The 16,877-nt window shown below is 63.0% G+C and carries 13 protein-coding genes; 3 read left to right on the top strand and 10 right to left on the bottom strand.

Annotated elements, in window-relative coordinates; all coding sequences use genetic code 11:
* Positions 1-35: 35 nt before the first annotated feature.
* Positions 36-602, top strand: coding sequence for a DUF6101 family protein (locus ASC97_RS01890; protein ID WP_057466970.1), 567 nt, complete (start codon positions 36-38; stop codon positions 600-602).
* 57 nt (positions 603-659) lie between these two features.
* Here the strand turns inward: ASC97_RS01890 and ubiA are convergent, their stop codons facing one another.
* The 5 genes from ubiA to ASC97_RS01865 form a co-directional block, all read right to left on the bottom strand.
* Positions 660-1,619, bottom strand: coding sequence for a 4-hydroxybenzoate octaprenyltransferase (ubiA, locus tag ASC97_RS01885; RefSeq protein ID WP_057466654.1), 960 nt, complete (start codon positions 1,617-1,619; stop codon positions 660-662).
* A gap of 39 nt (positions 1,620-1,658) precedes the next feature.
* Positions 1,659-2,378, bottom strand: a complete 720-nt coding sequence (locus ASC97_RS01880; RefSeq protein WP_057466653.1) for a hypothetical protein — start codon at positions 2,376-2,378, stop codon at positions 1,659-1,661.
* 67 nt (positions 2,379-2,445) lie between these two features.
* The gene (locus tag ASC97_RS01875) at positions 2,446-3,027 is read right to left on the bottom strand and encodes a histidine phosphatase family protein (protein WP_057466652.1); all 582 of its coding nucleotides are present in this window, start codon (positions 3,025-3,027) and stop codon (positions 2,446-2,448) included.
* A 59-nt stretch (positions 3,028-3,086) separates the two neighbouring features.
* Entirely contained in the window at positions 3,087-4,346 is a 1,260-nt protein-coding gene (locus ASC97_RS01870; protein ID WP_057466651.1) for an SAM-dependent methyltransferase, read from the bottom strand.
* 134 nt (positions 4,347-4,480) lie between these two features.
* A complete protein-coding gene (locus ASC97_RS01865) occupies positions 4,481-6,790 on the bottom strand; it encodes a Tex family protein (RefSeq protein ID WP_057466650.1) in 2,310 nt (769 codons plus the stop codon).
* A gap of 422 nt (positions 6,791-7,212) precedes the next feature.
* Between ASC97_RS01865 and glyS the strand changes: the two genes are divergently transcribed.
* Complete coding sequence (glyS, locus tag ASC97_RS01860; protein ID WP_057466649.1) at positions 7,213-9,441, top strand: glycine--tRNA ligase subunit beta; 2,229 nt, start codon at positions 7,213-7,215, stop codon at positions 9,439-9,441.
* A gap of 22 nt (positions 9,442-9,463) precedes the next feature.
* Here glyS and ASC97_RS01855 read toward each other — a convergent pair whose 3' ends face one another.
* The gene (locus ASC97_RS01855) at positions 9,464-9,904 is read right to left on the bottom strand and encodes a YqaA family protein (protein ID WP_057466648.1); all 441 of its coding nucleotides are present in this window, start codon (positions 9,902-9,904) and stop codon (positions 9,464-9,466) included.
* A 262-nt stretch (positions 9,905-10,166) separates the two neighbouring features.
* Here ASC97_RS01855 and ASC97_RS01850 point away from each other — a divergent pair, with 262 nt between their 5' ends.
* The gene (locus ASC97_RS01850) at positions 10,167-10,670 is read left to right on the top strand and encodes a DUF523 domain-containing protein (RefSeq protein WP_057466647.1); all 504 of its coding nucleotides are present in this window, start codon (positions 10,167-10,169) and stop codon (positions 10,668-10,670) included.
* Positions 10,671-10,765: 95 nt separating this feature from the next.
* Here the strand turns inward: ASC97_RS01850 and ASC97_RS01845 are convergent, their stop codons facing one another.
* The 4 genes from ASC97_RS01845 to ASC97_RS01830 form a co-directional block, all read right to left on the bottom strand.
* The gene (locus tag ASC97_RS01845) at positions 10,766-12,583 is read right to left on the bottom strand and encodes a methyl-accepting chemotaxis protein (RefSeq protein ID WP_057466646.1); all 1,818 of its coding nucleotides are present in this window, start codon (positions 12,581-12,583) and stop codon (positions 10,766-10,768) included.
* Positions 12,584-12,941: 358 nt separating this feature from the next.
* Positions 12,942-13,409 (bottom strand): plant virulence effector HPE1-like domain-containing protein, encoded by a 468-nt coding sequence (locus ASC97_RS01840; RefSeq protein WP_057466645.1) that lies wholly within the window; start codon positions 13,407-13,409, stop codon positions 12,942-12,944.
* Positions 13,410-13,514: 105 nt separating this feature from the next.
* On the bottom strand, positions 13,515-14,786 hold the full coding sequence (gene purD, locus ASC97_RS01835) for a phosphoribosylamine--glycine ligase (protein ID WP_057466644.1): 1,272 nt from the start codon (positions 14,784-14,786) through the stop codon (positions 13,515-13,517).
* Between the two features lie 137 nt (positions 14,787-14,923).
* The gene (locus tag ASC97_RS01830) at positions 14,924-16,873 is read right to left on the bottom strand and encodes a DUF2207 domain-containing protein (protein ID WP_057466643.1); all 1,950 of its coding nucleotides are present in this window, start codon (positions 16,871-16,873) and stop codon (positions 14,924-14,926) included.
* Positions 16,874-16,877 lie beyond the last annotated feature (4 nt).

Genomic DNA, 16,877 nt, shown 5'->3' with positions numbered 1-16,877 from the left:
AACCGGCTCTCAGGTAAGACAAGGGTAGAATGAACATGAGCAACACCGTTATGAAGCCCGCATGGGCTGGAACGACACTGCGTCTCGATCCGTCGCGCTTTCCCCAGCAGGTCAGCTACGCCATCCACGACTCCACAGCTGACGTCAGCATAACGATCGACGAACGCGGCGCCATACTCCGCAAGATCCTTCCCTCAAGCGGCCTGCCGCTTTCGATTGCGTTGCCGAAGCGGGCCTTCAAAGGCGTCGCGGCACGTGCCATCGACCACGGCAACGGCGAAGTTACCGTCACGCTCGAACTGCACCATGAAGACCCCGAGCTCTGCGTGCCTTTGCTGGTCGCCCACGACCTCTCCGACATCGCCGCCGACTGGCGGGGCTGGTCGGAAGCTTTCCGCATTCCGATGCTGATGGTGGAGGCCGATGGCGTCGCACGTCCGCTGGAAGAACATCTCGGCGATCTGCGCACAAGCTCGCTTAAGCCGCGCCGCCGCCATTCCTACTTCGCCAATCGCCGCCCGCGCTTTCTGGTGCGCCGCTCCACGGGCACCCTCGGCGTGGCGATGAAGATCGAGGGCAAGGAAATCATCGCCCGCAAATAGCGCGCGAACGTTTGCTGACGAAGAGCCCGGCCACGCGCCGGGCTTTTCCGTTTCAGCCTACGGCAGGACGAAAAGCAGGGAGAGGAAGAGACCGGCGAAAATGATCAGGCCGACGCGATTGTTCGACTTGAACAGTGCAAGGCACTGATCTGCATCGTCAATATCGAGCGTCACGATCTGCCATGCGAACATGCCGGCGGCCACGAGCAGCCCGAGATAGGCCAGCAGGCCGACGCCCGCCGCCAGAAAGGCGCAGAACGCGAGGACAAGGGTGAGCCCATAGAGCCCGACCAGCCACTGCCGTGTCTTGTCGCCGAACAATCGTGCGGTCGAACGGACGCCGATCAGCTCGTCGTCCTCCTTGTCCTGGTGCGCGTAAAGCGTGTCGTAACCGATCGTCCAGACCACCGAGGCAAGGTAGAGGGAAACCGGGGCAATGGAGAGGCTGCCGAAGACCGCGGCCCAGCCCATCAGCGCACCCCAGGAGAAGGCAAGGCCCAGGAAGAACTGCGGCCAGTCGGTGAAGCGCTTGGCAAAGGGATAAACGACCACGATGCCCAGCGACACGACGCCCAGGAAGACCGTGAACCAATTGAACTGGAGAACGACCAACAGCCCGACCAACGCCTGCAGAACAATGAATATCTTTGCCTGCATCCGGGTCACCCGGCCGGACGGAAGCGGGCGCGAGCGAGTGCGGGCAACTTCCATATCGATCTGGTGATCGACCAGATCGTTGTAGGTGCAGCCTGCGCCGCGCATGGCAACGGCGCCGACGAAGTAGAGCAGCAGATGAAAGACGAGCTGCGTGCCGGAAAACTGGCCGACATGGGCAGCCGCATTTGCCGCCATCGCCGCCGACCAGAAGCAGGGCCACATCAGAAGCTGCCAGCCGATCGGCCTGTCCCAGCGTGCAAGCTGCGCATAAGGCCAAAGCCACGGGGGCAATACCCGGTAAACCCAGTTGTTCGAAGGCGCATCCGCAACGCGCCCGTTCATTCCGCCGATCTGCTCCATGCAACCATCTAGCGACGAGCCGAGGGGCGGGTCAAGGTGTCACGCCATCGCCCGGCCAAACTCCTGCGAATCCCGTTCCCCGGAAATGTATACGCGTGCAAGGACAACCGCGACATAGCTGACGCTGGCGGCCTGCAGGAATACGGCGGCCGCCGAGACGGCAAGCATGAGGATGTTCGGATTGCCATCGACCAACAGGAGTGCCGAGGTCTCAAACTGAGACACGACCAGAATGAGCAGCACCGCAAGGACCAATGGCAAAACAATGGCCACAAAGAGCCGACCGAACGTTGGGAAAAAGCGGACCGTGCCCCGCCGGAGTGCATCGACGAGCGATGTCCCTTGTCCCGTGATGTTGGATGTCGGCCAGGTTCCCAACAGAGACAGAACCAGGACATAGGCGATCAGCGCAGTGGCAACGAAGACGAACACGCCGGCCGACATCCCTTTCGCCACCGGAAAGACCAGGAAAACAGGCAGCGAGATGACGATAGCCGCCAGAAGAAGCGCCGCCGTCTTGAGGAAATAAGGAAAGCTTCTCGCGAAACCCGAGCGCTTTCCTGCTTCACTGAAGGTTTCGGAGTGGATGACTGCGCCCTGGACGCACATCGCGATATAGCTCCATACGAAGGATGTCGCTCCGCCGGACGTCGTTCTGCCCGAGTGTTCATCGAATATCGCAAGCGCGATCAAAACAACCACCACCGTCAAATAGACAGTCCAGTTTCTGCAAATAATAACGAAAGTCTCGCGCAGCATCCCGCTCTCCTTGGCACAGGCTTGCATCCTGTCCGATTCGATACTGCGCGTCAAAGTAGTGTTTCTGCTAGGTGACATTCCACCTACGGATGACCGTCTCCGTCAGATCATGCTCGTATCCGAGCACGCTGACGCTCGCGGTGTCCAAGATGAAACGCGCGCCGTCTTCGGGCGGCAGTCCGAGCCATCGCGCGGCGAGGACGCGCAGGAAATGCGAGCTGGAGAAGATCAGGATAGGGCTGTCGGCTTGGCGCAACTCGGCAACGATGTTGTCGGCCCGGGCGCCGACGTCGGCCGCCGCTTCCCCATTCGGGCATCCGTCCCGGAAGAGATGCCAGCCGGGACGCCCGGCCAGGATCTCCTTCGTGGTGATGCCCTCGTAGGCGCCGTAGTCCCACTCCGCCAGATCGGCCTTGACCAAGGCGCCGGCGTCGAAGCCCGCGAGCCTGCAGGTGCTCCTGGCGCGTTGCGAAGGGCTCGACCAGACTGCCGAAAAGGATCGGGCCTCGAGGCGTGGCGCAAGTTTGCGGGCGGCCTCCTCGCCGTTCGGCGTCAATGGAATGTCGCTGCGTCCGGTGTGCCGGCCGGAAAGGCTCCATTCCGTTTCGCCGTGCCGGACGAGCCAGATCTCGGGGAATGCACTGCCCATGACGATGCCTTTCCAGAATGAAGAAGACGCGGTCGATGCCGCGCCCTCCTTTTTGCCGGTCAGAGTATGACCTTGTCCAGCGGTGGACGCGTCGCTTCGAATTCCTTCAGCTTCGCCTCGTTCTGCGCAATGTAGTTGCGATTGTCCGGGGTCGAAAACTGGTTCTTGGAAATCTGGATCTGCATGACGAAAAGCTCGTCCCAGCGGAAACCGATTTCCGACCCAGCCAGATAGAATTCCCACATACGGAAGAAGCGCTCGTCGTAAAGTGCCACCGCTGCGGCCTTGTTCGCCACGAAGCGCTCACGCCAGTGGCGAAGCGTATGGGCGTAATGCAGCGGCAGGATTTCGACATCCCTGACGAGCAGGCCGGCCCTCTCGATCGGCGGAAGCGCCTCCCCGATCGACGGAACATAGCCCTGCGGGAAAATATACTTCTCGATGAAGGCATTCGTTGCAAAGCTCGGTTTCGGCCGGGCGATGGAATGCAGGAGCATCACGCCGTCGTCGGCCAGCAACTCGTGCACCTTCTTGAAATATTTGTCGAAATTGCCGATACCGACATGCTCGAACATGCCGACGGAGACGATGCGGTCGAACGTCCTGCCGGTCATCGTCCGGTAGTCCTGCAGCTCGAAGCGGACGCGGTCGGCAAGGCCACGCTTGCGGGCCCGCTCGCGCGCGATCTTCAGCTGCTCTTCGCTCAGCGTGATGCCGGTGAACTCGAGACCCGGCGTCGCTTCCGCCAGATACATGCCCATTCCGCCCCAGCCGGAGCCGATTTCGAGAACCCTCTGGTTCGGCTCCAGCAGAAGCTTGGCCGCGATGTGGCGCTTCTTGGCAAGCTGTGCCTCCTCCAGGCTGATGCCAGGCGGATTGTAATAGGCGCAGGAATATTGCCAGTCCTCGTCGAGAAAGAGCTCGAACAGGCGCTCCGACAGATCGTAGTGGTGAGCGACGTTGCGCTTGTTGCGATTGACGGGCAAGCGGCTTTTGACTTGCTGAATGGCGATGCGTCCGATCAGCAGTGCCGCCATCGGGATGTCGAAAATCTCGTTGATGGTGTTCTGCTTCACCGTCTCGAGGAAATCGTAGATGTTGCCCTGTTCAAGAATGAACCGGCCTTCCATGTACATTTCGCCGAGCTTCAGTGTGGGATCGCGGCGGATAAGCCTCTCGGCCTCCTCGTCGGCAATGCGCACGACGACGAGCTCGCCGGTGCCGTCGCCGATCGTATGAGTCTCGCCATCGGCTAGCGTAAGTTTCAGATTACCCTTGCGGATGATCTTTCGTACAAGCGACAAGAAGGTCGACGCCATACCGAGGCCTCGCAATGTGACAGGATAGCTCATTCAACTTAGTCGCTATCAGTCGCCTTACAAGCGCCGTATTTCGCACCTCGGCAACAAGGCTGCCAAAGTGTGACATTTCTGCAATTTCGGCCTCTAAGCCGTTATTTTCGTTTCATGGCCTCGGCCAGAGCCGCGCCAAACGCCCCCTGCGCTTCCTGCTTGGCAGGAGCGGGCCGACGGTCCGCCTGGGCGCGAGGCGGCGGATTGCCGCGCGATTCGCCGCGAGGCGCCGGCGCGGACGAGCCATCGTCCTTGCGCATCGACAGCGCGATGCGCTTGCGCTTTGCATCGACCTCGACCACGCGCACCTTCACGACATCGCCCGCCTTCACAACTTCGTGCGGGTCTTTGACAAAGCGATCGGCAAGCTGGGAGACGTGAACCAGTCCGTCCTGGTGCACGCCGATATCGACGAACGCGCCGAAGGCGGCGACGTTGGTGACCGTGCCTTCAAGCATCATGCCCGGGGTGAGATCCGAGATTTCGTTGACGCCTTCGGCGAAGGTTGCGGTCTTGAAGCTGGGGCGCGGATCGCGGCCGGGCTTTTCAAGCTCCGAGAGAATGTCCCTGACGGTCGGCAGACCGAACTTCTCGTCGATGAACTGGCGCGGATCGACAGCCTTCAGCGCAACGCTGTCGCCCATCAGCGAGCGAAGGTCGCGGCCGCAGGCGGCCACGATTTTCTTGGCGACGCCGTAGGCTTCGGGATGCACCGACGAGGCATCGAGCGGTTCCTTGCCGTCGCGGATGCGCAGGAAGCCGGCACATTGCTCGAATGTGCGCTGGCCGAGCCGGGCAACCTTCAGGAGATCGCGGCGGGTCTGGAAGCGTCCCTCTTCGTCGCGATGCTTGACGATCGCCTCGGCAATCGACGCGCCGAGACCTGAGACGCGCGACAGCAGCGGTGCCGAGGCGGTGTTCAGATCGACGCCGACGGCGTTCACCGCGTCCTCGACGACGGCATCGAGCGAGCGCGACAGCTTCTGCTGGTCGACGTCGTGCTGATACTGGCCGACGCCGATCGACTTCGGCTCGATCTTCACGAGTTCGGCCAGCGGATCCTGCAGGCGGCGGGCGATTGAAACCGCACCGCGCAGCGACACGTCAAGGTTCGGGAACTCGGCGGCAGCGGCAGCCGACGCCGAATAGACCGAAGCACCGGCTTCCGAGACGATCACCTTGGTCGGCTTGGCGCCCGGCAGATCGGCCAGCATGTCGGCGACCAGCTTTTCCGTCTCGCGGCTGCCGGTGCCGTTGCCGATCGAGATCAGCTCGACATTGTGCTTGCGGATCAGCGAGGCAAGCTCCACCTGCGCGCCGCGCACGTCGTTCCTGGGCTGGAACGGATAGACGGTGGAGGTGGCGACCACCTTCCCGGTGGCATCGGTGACGGCAACCTTGACGCCGGTGCGGATGCCCGGATCGAGGCCCATCGTGGCGCGCGAGCCGGCGGGTGCTGCGAGCAGCAGGTCCTTGAGATTGCGCGCGAAGACATGGATCGCCTCTTCCTCGGCGCGTTCACGCAGTTCGCGCATCAGGTCGAGCGAGAGCGACATCGAGAGCTTCACGCGCCAGGTCCACGTCGCGACGTCCATCAGCCAGCGGTCGCCGGGGCGGCTGTTGCCGATCTCGCAGGCGGCGGCGATCATGCGTTCGACGGGCTTGTTCGGAGAAGCGGTCTCGGCATCAGCCTCGATGGTCAGTGTCAGCACTTCCTCGTTCCAGCCGCGCAGCATGGCCAGCGCGCGATGACCCGGCGCCGTTGCCCAGCGTTCCGAGTGATCGAAATAGTCGGAGAACTTCTCGCCTGTCGCCTGCTTGCCATCGACGACCCTGGCCTTGAGAAGGGCGGCGCCGCGCATATGGGCGCGCAGCCTGCCAAGCAGGTCGGCATTTTCGGCGATACCTTCCGCAACGATGTCGCGTGCGCCTTCCAGCGCCGTCTTCACATCGGGCACGTCGGCGGCGATGTAGCCTTCCGCCAGCGTCGCGGGCTCCTTCGAGCGGTCGGCAAGGATCGCCTCGGCGAGCGGCGCAAGGCCACGTTCGCGGGCGATTTCAGCGCGCGTGCGGCGCTTCGGCTTGTAGGGAAGATAGAGATCCTCGAGCTCGGCCTTGGTGGCAGCACCGGTAATCTTGCCCAGCAGCTCGTCGGTCATCTTGCCCTGGGTCTTGATGGATTCGACGATCGTGTCGCGGCGGGCTTCGAGCTCGCGCAGGTAGACGAGGCGTTCGGCCAGATTTCGCAGTTGCGTGTCATCGAGCCCGCCGGTCGCTTCCTTGCGGTAGCGGGCGATGAACGGCACCGTCGCGCCCTCGTCGAGCAGCTCGATCGCAGCCTTGGCCTGATCGGGCCTGGCGCTGATTTCGGAAGCGATGACGGCGGCAAGCGAACGAAGATCGGCGGCCATGGGAATTCCTGCGTTTCACAAAAGTTGGCGGACAATAGCGGCGAAAAGCGGCATGGCAATGCCCAAGCCGGCTATCGACTGTGGAAGCTGGGGATTTCGTCGATGTTGTACCGGGCGTCCCCTCATCAGGCTGCCGCCACCCTCTCCCCGAGCGGAGAGATGAATCGCCGCGCCCGCCCGCTCTCTCAACCCTCAATGCTTCAGATGACGCAAAACCGCGCCGCACGTCTCTTCCCCCCGGGGAAACGGTGCCGGCAGGCGGATGCGGGGGCGGCACGGCACACCACCAACCGCATTGCGCCACTTCCACCCCTCCATCCGCTTTTTGCGGTTGTGCAGATGCGTCATTCTTTGCTAGCAGAGGCGACCGTTTTCAGACCCGCCTTGGTGGCGCCTTCCCCGGAGAAGGCAAGGAAAGTGACATGCCAGACCTGCTCCTAGAACTCCGCTCCGAAGAGATCCCGGCCCGCTTGCAGCGCAAGGCCGCCGGCGACCTGAAGAAGCTCGTCACCGACGCGCTTGTGGAGGCAGGACTTTCCTACGAGGGTGCCCGCGAATACTGGACGCCGCGCCGCCTGACGCTCGATATCCGCGGCCTGACGGCCCGCTCCGCCGACGTGCGCGAGGAGCGCAAGGGACCGCGGACCGACGCCAACGAAAAGGCGATCGAAGGCTTCCTGCGCGGTGCCGGCCTTTCCTCGATTGCGGAGGCGCAGGTTCAGAGCGACCCGAAGAAAGGCGACTTCTACGTTGCCGTCATCTCCAGGCCCGGCCGCAGCGCCGAAGAGATCATCGCCGCCGCCCTGCCCGGCATCATCCGCGATTTTCCGTGGCCGAAGCCGATGCGCTGGGGCAAGGCGTCATCGCAGCCAGGCTCGCTGCGCTGGGTCCGCCCGCTGCAATCGATCGTCTGCGTATTCGGCACCGAGCATGAGGAAACGACGGTCATTCCGTTCGAGATCGGCGGCATCGTCGCCTCCAACGTGACCTATGGCCACCGTTTCCACGCGCCTGCCGCCATCACCGTGAAGCGCTTCGACGACTATGTCGCCAGCCTCGAAAAGGCCAGGGTGATCCTCGACGCCGAGCGCCGCAAGGACATCATCCTGCACGACGCCCGCGACATCGCCTTTGCCAACGGCCTGGAACTGGTCGAGGACGAAGGGCTTCTCGAGGAGGTCTCCGGCCTCGTCGAATGGCCGCAGGTGCTGATGGGGAGCTTCGAGGAGGACTACCTTTCGATCCCGTCCGAGATCATCCGGCTGACGATCAAGACGAACCAGAAGTGCTTCGTGACCCGCAAACAGGGCGACGAGACGCTTTCCAACAATTTCATCCTCATCTCCAACACAGAAGCCAGCGACGGCGGCAAGGAGATCATCCACGGCAACGGCAAGGTGGTGCGCGCCCGTCTTTCCGACGCGCTGCATTTCTGGAAGCGCGACCAGGGCGATCTGCCTGATCTCGAGACCCTCAAGGCTTCCGCCGTCAAATTCGGTCTCGACCTGAAGAAGCCGCTCGACCAGCGCATGGCCAAGCTCGACGCGCTTGGCGTGACATTCCATGCCAAACTCGGCACGCAGGGCGAGCGCGTGGAGCGCATCCGCGCCATGGCTGCGAAGGTCGCCTTCCCGGTCGGCGCCGATTACAAGCTGGTCGATCGTGCCGTCGTGCTTGCGAAGGCTGACCTGCGCACCGAGGCTGTCGGCGAGTTTCCGGAACTCCAGGGCGTCATGGGACGCAAGTATGCGGCTCTGCAGGGCGAAGAGGCTGCGGTCTCAACCGCTATAGAGGATCACTACAAGCCACAGGGGCCATCCGACCAGTTGCCTGAGGACAAGATCGCGATCACTGTCGCATTGGCCGACAAGCTGGACACGCTGATCGGCTTCTGGGCCGTCGACGAGAAGCCGACCGGCTCGAAGGATCCGTTTGCGCTGCGTCGCGCGGCCCTCGGCGTCATCCGCATCCTCCTTGAGCGGCGCGTTCGCCTGACGCTGCTGCCGCGCATCGAAAGCCACATGGGCCGCATCGATGCAGACATCGCAGAAAAACAGAACGGCGAAAAGGCAAGGCAAGGCGGAGACTATCTCACCTCTCACAGCCAAGCCGGCGATGACCTGTCGCGTCAGCTCGACCTCCTCTCCTTCTTCCACGACCGCCTGAAGGTCTATCTGCGCGACCAGGGTGCGCGCCACGACCTCATCGATGCCGTGCTGACGCCCGAGACCGACGACCTGCTGATGGTTGCGCGCCGCGTCGAGGCCCTGACGGCGTTCATCACCTCGGAGGACGGCAAGAACCTCCTGGCCGGCACCAAGCGCGCGACGCAGTTGCTGGCTGCCGAGGAGAAGAAGGGCACCGTGGTCGCGGATGGCGTTTCGGCAGCCCTCTTGAAGCTCGATGCCGAAAAGGAGCTCTTCGCGGCGATCACCAAGGCGTCCGCCGAGGCTTCGGAGGCGATTGCAAAGGAGGACTTCCGTTCGGCGATGGAAGCGCTGTCCAAGCTGCGTGCCCCAGTCGATCGCTTCTTCACCGACGTTCTCGTCAACGACGAGGATGCGGCGATCCGCGCCAACCGCCTGGCCCTGCTGCGCCTCATTCGCGAGGCGACGGGCACCGTCGCGGACTTCTCGAAGATCTCCGGCTGATCGACATCGGGCCGGCCGGACGTCAGCCCACAACGCCTGCGGTCGCGGTCGCCAGAACCGCGTAGCGCGCGGTCTTGGCGATGGTGACAAGCAGCAGGAAGGTCGCAAACGGCTCCTTGAGCACGCCCGCCACGACAGTGATGGGATCGCCGATGATGGGCACCCAGCTTGCCAGCAGCGACCACTTGCCGTAGCGGCGATACCAGCCCTGCGCCCTGTCGAGCGCATCGGCGCGAATCGGAAACCACCGCTTCCCGCGGAAGCGCTCGATGCCGCGACCCAGCAGCCAGTTCAGCACCGAACCCAGCACATTTCCCGCGCTGGCGACGGCAACCAGCAGCACGGTGGAATATTCCCCACTGAGGATGAGGCCGACCAGTCCGGCCTCCGACTGCATCGGGAATATCGTGGCCGCCGCAAACGCCACCATGAAGAGCCCCGCATAGGCCGCAAGATCCGCCATTCTATGTTCTGTTCTCGATGATCGGCATCACAGGAGCTCTCGAGGGGCGCAATGGCGCGGATTGTCCGATGCCACCCCATGACCATGATCATGCTGCCGGCGCAAGTGTCTTTCAGGGGGATTGACATGCGATATCAGAGGACGAGAGACCGGCAACGTACGATGCGCTCGGTGCTGCTTCCGGATGAGGAGACGTGCGCCCGTCTGGCGGTTGCGGCCATCTGAGCTGGAAACCCGCGCTCCGACACGCTATTCCGAGCACATGAAGAAGATTCTCGTCAGCGCCTGCCTCATGGGCCATGCCGTTCGGTATGACGGCAGGTCCAGGCCGCTCGTGCATCCGGCCATCGACCGGTGGCGCGAGGAAGGGCGGCTGGTGACGATCTGTCCGGAGATGTCGGCCGGCATGCCTGTGCCGCGACCGCCTGCGGAAATCGCCGGCGGCGCAACAGGCAAGGACGTGCTCTCGGGCGGCGCCCGGGTTATCGAGATCACCGGCGGCGACGTGACTCACGCCTTCCGGCAGGCGGCGGAGAACGCGTTGCGGCTCGCCACCGAAACCGATTGCGGCTTCGCGCTCCTGATCGACGGCAGCCCTTCCTGCGGGTCCGGCTTCATCCATGACGGCTCGTTTTCGGGAACGCGGCGGAGCGGGCGCGGCGTCACGGCCGCGCTGCTGAGGCAGGCCGGCATAACGGTCTATTCCGACAAGGAGATCGACGCATTGGCGGCACGGCTTTCGGCGTGCGACGGGATTTCGGAATAGCCCGCGCTCGCTGCAGGCACCATGTCCGCGAAACGTAACGAATACGGCCGCCGGATTGCTCCGGCGGCCGTATTCGTTGTCCCGGCTGTCGGAGCTTACGCGGCGCGGCGTTGCTGGCCTGCCGTATGATCCGAGCCGCTGACGCGGAAGCCGCGGATCAGGTTCAGCAGTTCATCGGTATCGCTCGCGAGCGATTCCGCCGAAGCCGTGGTTTCCTCGGCCATGGCGGCGTTCTGCTGCGTCGCGGCGTCGAGCTGGTTGATCGAGGTCGAAATCGAGCGCAGCGTCGAATCCTGTTCCGCCGCGCCGTGGGCGATCTTCGAAACGATGTCGTTGGCAGCCTTGATCTGATCGGAAATCCGCTTCAGCGCTTCGCCTGCTTCTCCGACGAGGCGAACACCCTGATCGACCTGACCGGACGAGCGGGCAATCTGGTCCTTGATCTCCTTGGCGGCAGCGGCGGAGCGCTGTGCCAGTTCACGGACTTCCTGCGCGACGACGGCGAAGCCCTTGCCGGAGTCGCCGGCGCGGGCGGCTTCAACGCCGGCATTCAGCGCCAGCAGGTTGGTCTGGAAGGCGATGTCGTCGATGACGCCGATGATCTTGCCGATCTCGTCGGACGACTTCTCGATACCGCTCATGGCCTCGATCGCCTGGGTCACGACGGCATCGCTGCGCGTGGCCTCCGTGCTGACGGCATGAACGCGCTTGCTGGCCTCATGCGCGCCTTCGGCGGTATGGCGGACAGCGACGCTCAGCTGGTCGATGGCGGCGGAGGTTTCCTCCAGGCTGGCCGCCTGGCGCTCGGTGCGCTGCGACAGGTCGTTGGACGCACGACGGATCTCGTCCTTGCTGACGCTGATATCACCACCCTTGGCGCTCACCTTAGACATCGCCGCCTCGAGATGAGAGAGGGCGTCGTTGAAGTTGTCGCGCAGGGCCGCATAGGTCTGGCCGAGATCAGCGCAGCGAACCGTGAGGTCGCCGCGGGCGATCTGCTCGAGCGCCTGGCCGATGGTCGAGACGACCCGTGTCTGCACAGCGGCTTCGTCGCGCTGCATGCGCTGACTGCTTTCGCGTTCGCCGTCGAGCGCCATCTGTTGGGCGACTTCGCGCTCGGACATGGCGTGCCGCTCCCTGACCTTGTCCTGCAGCGACTTGGTCGCCTTTGCCATCATGCCGATTTCGTTGCTCAGCTCGGTATTCGGAATAATGGTCGTGACATTTTCGTCGGCAACCGCTTCCAACGCGCGATGGACGTCCTGCAGAGGCCTGGTGATGCTGCGGATGAAATAGAGGCCTGCGGCGATACCGGCGGCGGCAATGATACCGCAGGCGATAAGGGCCTCCCAGATGGCCGTATTGATCTGCTTGTCGAGGTCATCGAGATAGACGCCGCTCGACACGACGAGCTGCCATGGTTCGAAAGCAGCCGAATAGGAGCCCTTATGGAAGCGCTGATCTTCCGGCTGGCCGGGCTTGCTCCAATAGTAGATGGTGCGACCGCCGCCGGCCCTGCCCTTCTCGACCATATCCTTGCTGAAATAGGTTCCCGCCTGGTCGACCTGACCGCTCATGTCCTTGCCGATATTGACAGGGCTCGGGTGGAACCTTTGGACAACGTTGTAGTCATAGCCAAAGACATAGCCGCTCGGTTCGAACTTGACCTTGGACAGGATCTTGAATGCTTCGGCCTGAGCCGCCTCATGCGTCATTTCACCAGCCTTTTCGCGCTGGTTGTAGGCATCCAGTATGGAGATCGCGGACTCGACCTGGGTGCGTAGAAGGTCGAAGCGATCGTCATAGATCGCCTGCGATGTGGTGCGGATCTGGAAATAGGTGGCGACGGCGAATGCAACCATCAGCACCCCGACAAGGGCAAAGAGCTGATGCGCGATCTTGAGCTTTTTCATGGATGTCTCGCAAGTAGGAGTGAAAGGGTAACTCCGCATCGGGGGACTCCCGACCTGCGCGCTGTCGTGCGCGTTGCGACCGCAATCATGCGCCCACCGGCATACTGCGAAAATTATAGGGAATGGCTGAACGATCTTTTAACACTTTGGCCAAAGAAAGCGCGACCCGGCTACGAGATGTAACCGGTATATTCTTGTAAACTCTGGAATATTTGCGTTTTTGACGAGAGTGATTCGTGCGCGTGCGCGCAAAAATAGAAAATGCGCCCCTGCTTCTCTTCAGGGGCGCATTTTGTCCACCTCAGGGGTGGAACCCCATTCGACCGAAACCTCGGAGGCAGGGGCAGGGAACTTTGGATCAGGGTCTCAACTTGAAAGAAGAAACGTCCAGCGGCGCGATTGGTTCCACTGAGGGGGCGGCAACGCCGGCGGCGACCGGCTTGGCATCGCCGGCGATGGAGGTGGTCGCCGCGAGGTCGATTCCGTCCATCGCGGGAGCTGACGGTGCCGATGCGGTCATGGATTCGGTCGGGGCTTTGGTCACGAACACGATGGGCGACCCGCCCATCCAGCCTTCCGTGCGGTAGAGTTTCTTTTCGCCGCCGACGTCGCGGACCTGCGACTGCTGCAAGGCGCCGTCGGCAAGCGTGGGAACCACGTATTCCTTCTTGGCTTGCACGGCCTGAAGCGGCGGGCAAGTCTGGCACTGCTTGACGATGATGCTGCCATTGTCGGCCTGCGCATCGGACCCGATCACCTCGAGCGAGGATGCCAGCGCCGCGCTCGCCGCGAACACGCCGATTGCACCGAGAAAGATTTGACGCATGGAACCACTCCGTCTCACGATGAGAGCAGAATTAGCGTGCTTTTGTTTCCATCCCGTCAGGGGAAAGGGTAAAAATTTAGAGAACTGACCCGATTTCGATCCGGATCAGGCTTTTTCGCGCTCGACCGCGCGCCAGCCGATGTCGCGGCGGCAGAAACCATTCTCCCAATCCACCTTGTCCAGCAGGGCATAGGCGTGGCTCTGTGCCTCGCCGACGGTCTTTCCCGTAGCCGTCACGTTCAGAACGCGCCCGCCGGTGGCAACAAGTGCGCCGTCCTGCAAAGCCGTGCCGGCATGGAACACCTTGGCGCCCTTTCCGGCATCCGGGACGTGGCGGATCGGCGTGTTCTTGTCATAGGAGCCGGGATATCCCTTCGACGCCATCACGACGGTCAGGGCCGGATCGTCGCTCCATTCGGCGGCGACCTGATCCAGCGTGCCGTTGGCGGTGGCAAGCAGCATCGGCAAAAGATCGCTCTTCAACCGCATCATCAACACCTGGCATTCAGGATCGCCGAAGCGAACGTTGTATTCGATGAGCTCGGGGCCCTTCTCGGTGATCATCAGGCCGGCAAAGAAGACGCCGGAGAAGGGAAACCCACTGTCGGCCATGCCGCGCATGGTCGGCTCGATGATATCCTTCATCGTGCGCTCCACCATCTCCGGCGTCATGACGGGTGCCGGCGAATAGGCGCCCATGCCGCCGGTATTCGGACCTGTATCGCCCTCGCCCACCCGCTTGTGATCCTGGGCGGTTGCGAGCGCCAGCGCGTGCTTGCCGTCGCAGAGGCAGAAGAAGCTTGCTTCCTCGCCATCGAGATAGGCCTCGACCACGACTTCGGCGCCGGCAGCGCCGAATGCACCTTCGAAGCAGTCGTCAACCGCGGCAAGTGCCTCGTCGACGGTCATCGCCACGGTGACGCCTTTGCCGGCAGCCAGGCCATCTGCCTTGACGACGATCGGGGCGCCCTGCTCCCGGATGTAAGCCTTGGCCTTGGGCGCATTGTTGAAGCGCTGGTAGGCGCCGGTCGGAATATCGTAGCGGGCACAGATGTCCTTGGTGAAACCCTTGGAGCCTTCCAGCTGGGCAGCAGCTGCGGAGGGACCGAAGACCGCAAAGCCTGCCGTACGCAGACGGTCGGCGACGCCGGCGACGAGCGGGGCTTCCGGCCCGACAACGATGAAGTCGATCGCCTTTTCCTCGCAGAAAGCGATGACGGCGTCATGGTCCTCGACATCGACAGCGACCAGCGTCGCATGCTCGGCGATACCGGGATTGCCGGGCGCGGCATAGAATTCAGTCATCAACGGCGACTGCGCCAGTTTCCACGCGAGAGCATGTTCGCGTCCGCCCGATCCGATCAACAGAACCTTCATAGCCGTCCCTTTCGCGTTTCCGTCTGGCGGTTAAGGGGAGAGAGGCGAAAGGTCAAGCAAGAATGCTTGCCCGGGGTCGAGCGGGAATGCTTGACCGAGGTCGAGCGGGATCCTTGCCCGGGGTCAAGCAAGAAGTCTCACCAGCCCCCGCCGCCGCCGCCGCCGCCCCCACCGCCGGAGAAGCCGCCACCGCCGCCGCTGCTCCCGGAAAAGCCGGAGGATGAACTGGGTGGCGGGCTCGGAAGCGTGGAAGCGATGGTCGACGCCATCGAGGACGAGAAGCCGCCGATGCGATCGGAGAAATTGCCGCCGCTGAAGTTTCCGGAATACCAGCCCGGATGATAGGCCGCGGCACCGGCCACACCTGCCGCCGCTGCCGCGAGCCAGACTTCGAACGTCCGGCTCCAGGGTTTCTCGACACCGAGCGCGACGGCATAGGGCAGGAGCTTCTCGAAATGCTGCGGCGACATTTCGGGCGCACCCGCCGTGTTCATGCGGTCCTTCTCGGCGAGCGTCAGATACTGGCGGAGGCCGTCTATGCCATCCGTCAGCTTCGCGCCCAGCGGCGTCGGGGCTCCCATGATGAACACGTAGAGCACGTTCAGGAGCACGATACCGCCGATCGCAAACAGCATCGGCGTCTCATGAACCTCCACCAGCGACGAGAAAAGCGCCAGAGCCAGCGACGAGAGGATGCTGAAGCCGACGAAGGCCGCAATTGCGATCGCAATCACCGCCACGATCTTGCCGCCCAGCGATCGGCCCGGACGGAACGACTTGGCAAAGCCTCCAACGAAGACGGAGATGAAGACAGTCACCACGATCGGAACGATCATCAGGGCAATCGTATCGGGTTCCAAAGTTCCGAAGACGAACAGGGCGACGAGCGCAACCGCGCTGAGGACAAGGCCGCCTGCGGTGTAGCCGGAATTGGAATTGTAGTACTTGCCGCGATGCTCGCGCTCGATGGCAGAGCGGAAACTGTCGCCCACCGACTTCACGCGCTCGCCGTTCGCCTTGTCGATCGCCAGCGAGCCCTTGCTGCCCACGGCGTTGAGCAGGCTTGCTTCGCCGGCCTCGAGCTTCTCCTTGCCTGTCGGCTTGTCGGTCCGGCGGATGACGATCGATTGCTTGAGGTCTTCCAGAACGACATAGCCGCGCACGGCAAGATTGAGCGCCGTGGCCGACAGTGCCGTCCACCCCTGTCCGGAGAAGCCGCGATTGTCGATATAATTCACCAGCGCCGGCGAAATGCCTTCGGGGGGATCCCAACGCGGCACGACAACGCCACGGGCCGGATCGCGGCCGACCTTCAGCCAGGAGCGGGTGTAGTAGAGAAAAACGAGAATCAGCCCGCCGAAGCCGATGAAATAGTCGCGGTTGTCGCTCAGCCACCAACGCTGCGCGTCGCTCGAGCTCGGCGGCTCGATCGAGCCCTTCGGCATCTTGACCGCGATCGTCAGCCCCTCGCCGGCATCGAGCGCCTGCGTGGTGGAAAACAGCAGGCGATCGCCGTTTGTCGAAACGCGTGCATTCTTATCGGCCGCGCCGAGTGGCCCGGTGAAGACGGCAGTGTCGATCGCACTGACGCCCTCGGGCAATTTTACCGCCGCGGTCGCCGACATGATCGGAAAGATCCAGCCGTTGCCCGTGACGTTCCAATAGAGTTCGTCGTGCTCCGGGAAATAGCGGACCTGCCGGTTGGTCCGGTAGGTGAAGACGTATTGATGCCGGCCATAGCTCAGCATCACGTCTTCCGCGCCGGCATAGATGCGAATGCCGCCGGAAATGGACTCGGTGCGCCACGGCTCGTCGCGGCCGTCGCGCGTGACCGAGACGACGTCGAAATCGACGCGGATGGTGCGGCCGTCGGCATCTTTCAGCGTCAGCGGAAAATCGCGGAAGATGCCGCGCCGGATGCGGTTGCCCTCGGCATTGACGGTGATCGTTTCCCGCACCGTCATCGAACCGTTTCTATCCAGCGCGATGTCCGAGGCGAAGGAATCGATGACCTCCGCCGCAAAGGACGAGCCTGCGGCAAGCGCCAGAAACAGAACGAAGCACAGGCCGAAAAGCCGCCGGATCATCTTA

It is taken from the genome of Rhizobium sp. Root1203 (genome assembly GCF_001424945.1).
GTDB lineage: Bacteria > Pseudomonadota > Alphaproteobacteria > Rhizobiales > Rhizobiaceae > Rhizobium.
This window is presented reverse-complemented; position numbering and strand designations above follow the sequence as displayed.

What these genes read in the sequence shown, in the direction of transcription:
- ASC97_RS01890 (WP_057466970.1), top strand. Translation starts at nt 36, where the DNA reads ATGAGCAACACCGTTATGAAGCCCGCATGGGCTGGAACGACACTGCGT.
- ubiA (WP_057466654.1), bottom strand. Translation starts at nt 1,619, where the DNA reads ATGGAGCAGATCGGCGGAATGAACGGGCGCGTTGCGGATGCGCCTTCG.
- ASC97_RS01880 (WP_057466653.1), bottom strand. Translation starts at nt 2,378, where the DNA reads ATGCTGCGCGAGACTTTCGTTATTATTTGCAGAAACTGGACTGTCTAT.
- ASC97_RS01875 (WP_057466652.1), bottom strand. Translation starts at nt 3,027, where the DNA reads ATGGGCAGTGCATTCCCCGAGATCTGGCTCGTCCGGCACGGCGAAACG.
- ASC97_RS01870 (WP_057466651.1), bottom strand. Translation starts at nt 4,346, where the DNA reads ATGGCGTCGACCTTCTTGTCGCTTGTACGAAAGATCATCCGCAAGGGT.
- ASC97_RS01865 (WP_057466650.1), bottom strand. Translation starts at nt 6,790, where the DNA reads ATGGCCGCCGATCTTCGTTCGCTTGCCGCCGTCATCGCTTCCGAAATC.
- glyS (WP_057466649.1), top strand. Translation starts at nt 7,213, where the DNA reads ATGCCAGACCTGCTCCTAGAACTCCGCTCCGAAGAGATCCCGGCCCGC.
- ASC97_RS01855 (WP_057466648.1), bottom strand. Translation starts at nt 9,904, where the DNA reads ATGGCGGATCTTGCGGCCTATGCGGGGCTCTTCATGGTGGCGTTTGCG.
- ASC97_RS01850 (WP_057466647.1), top strand. Translation starts at nt 10,167, where the DNA reads ATGAAGAAGATTCTCGTCAGCGCCTGCCTCATGGGCCATGCCGTTCGG.
- ASC97_RS01845 (WP_057466646.1), bottom strand. Translation starts at nt 12,583, where the DNA reads ATGAAAAAGCTCAAGATCGCGCATCAGCTCTTTGCCCTTGTCGGGGTG.
- ASC97_RS01840 (WP_057466645.1), bottom strand. Translation starts at nt 13,409, where the DNA reads ATGCGTCAAATCTTTCTCGGTGCAATCGGCGTGTTCGCGGCGAGCGCG.
- purD (WP_057466644.1), bottom strand. Translation starts at nt 14,786, where the DNA reads ATGAAGGTTCTGTTGATCGGATCGGGCGGACGCGAACATGCTCTCGCG.
- ASC97_RS01830 (WP_057466643.1), bottom strand. Translation starts at nt 16,873, where the DNA reads ATGATCCGGCGGCTTTTCGGCCTGTGCTTCGTTCTGTTTCTGGCGCTT.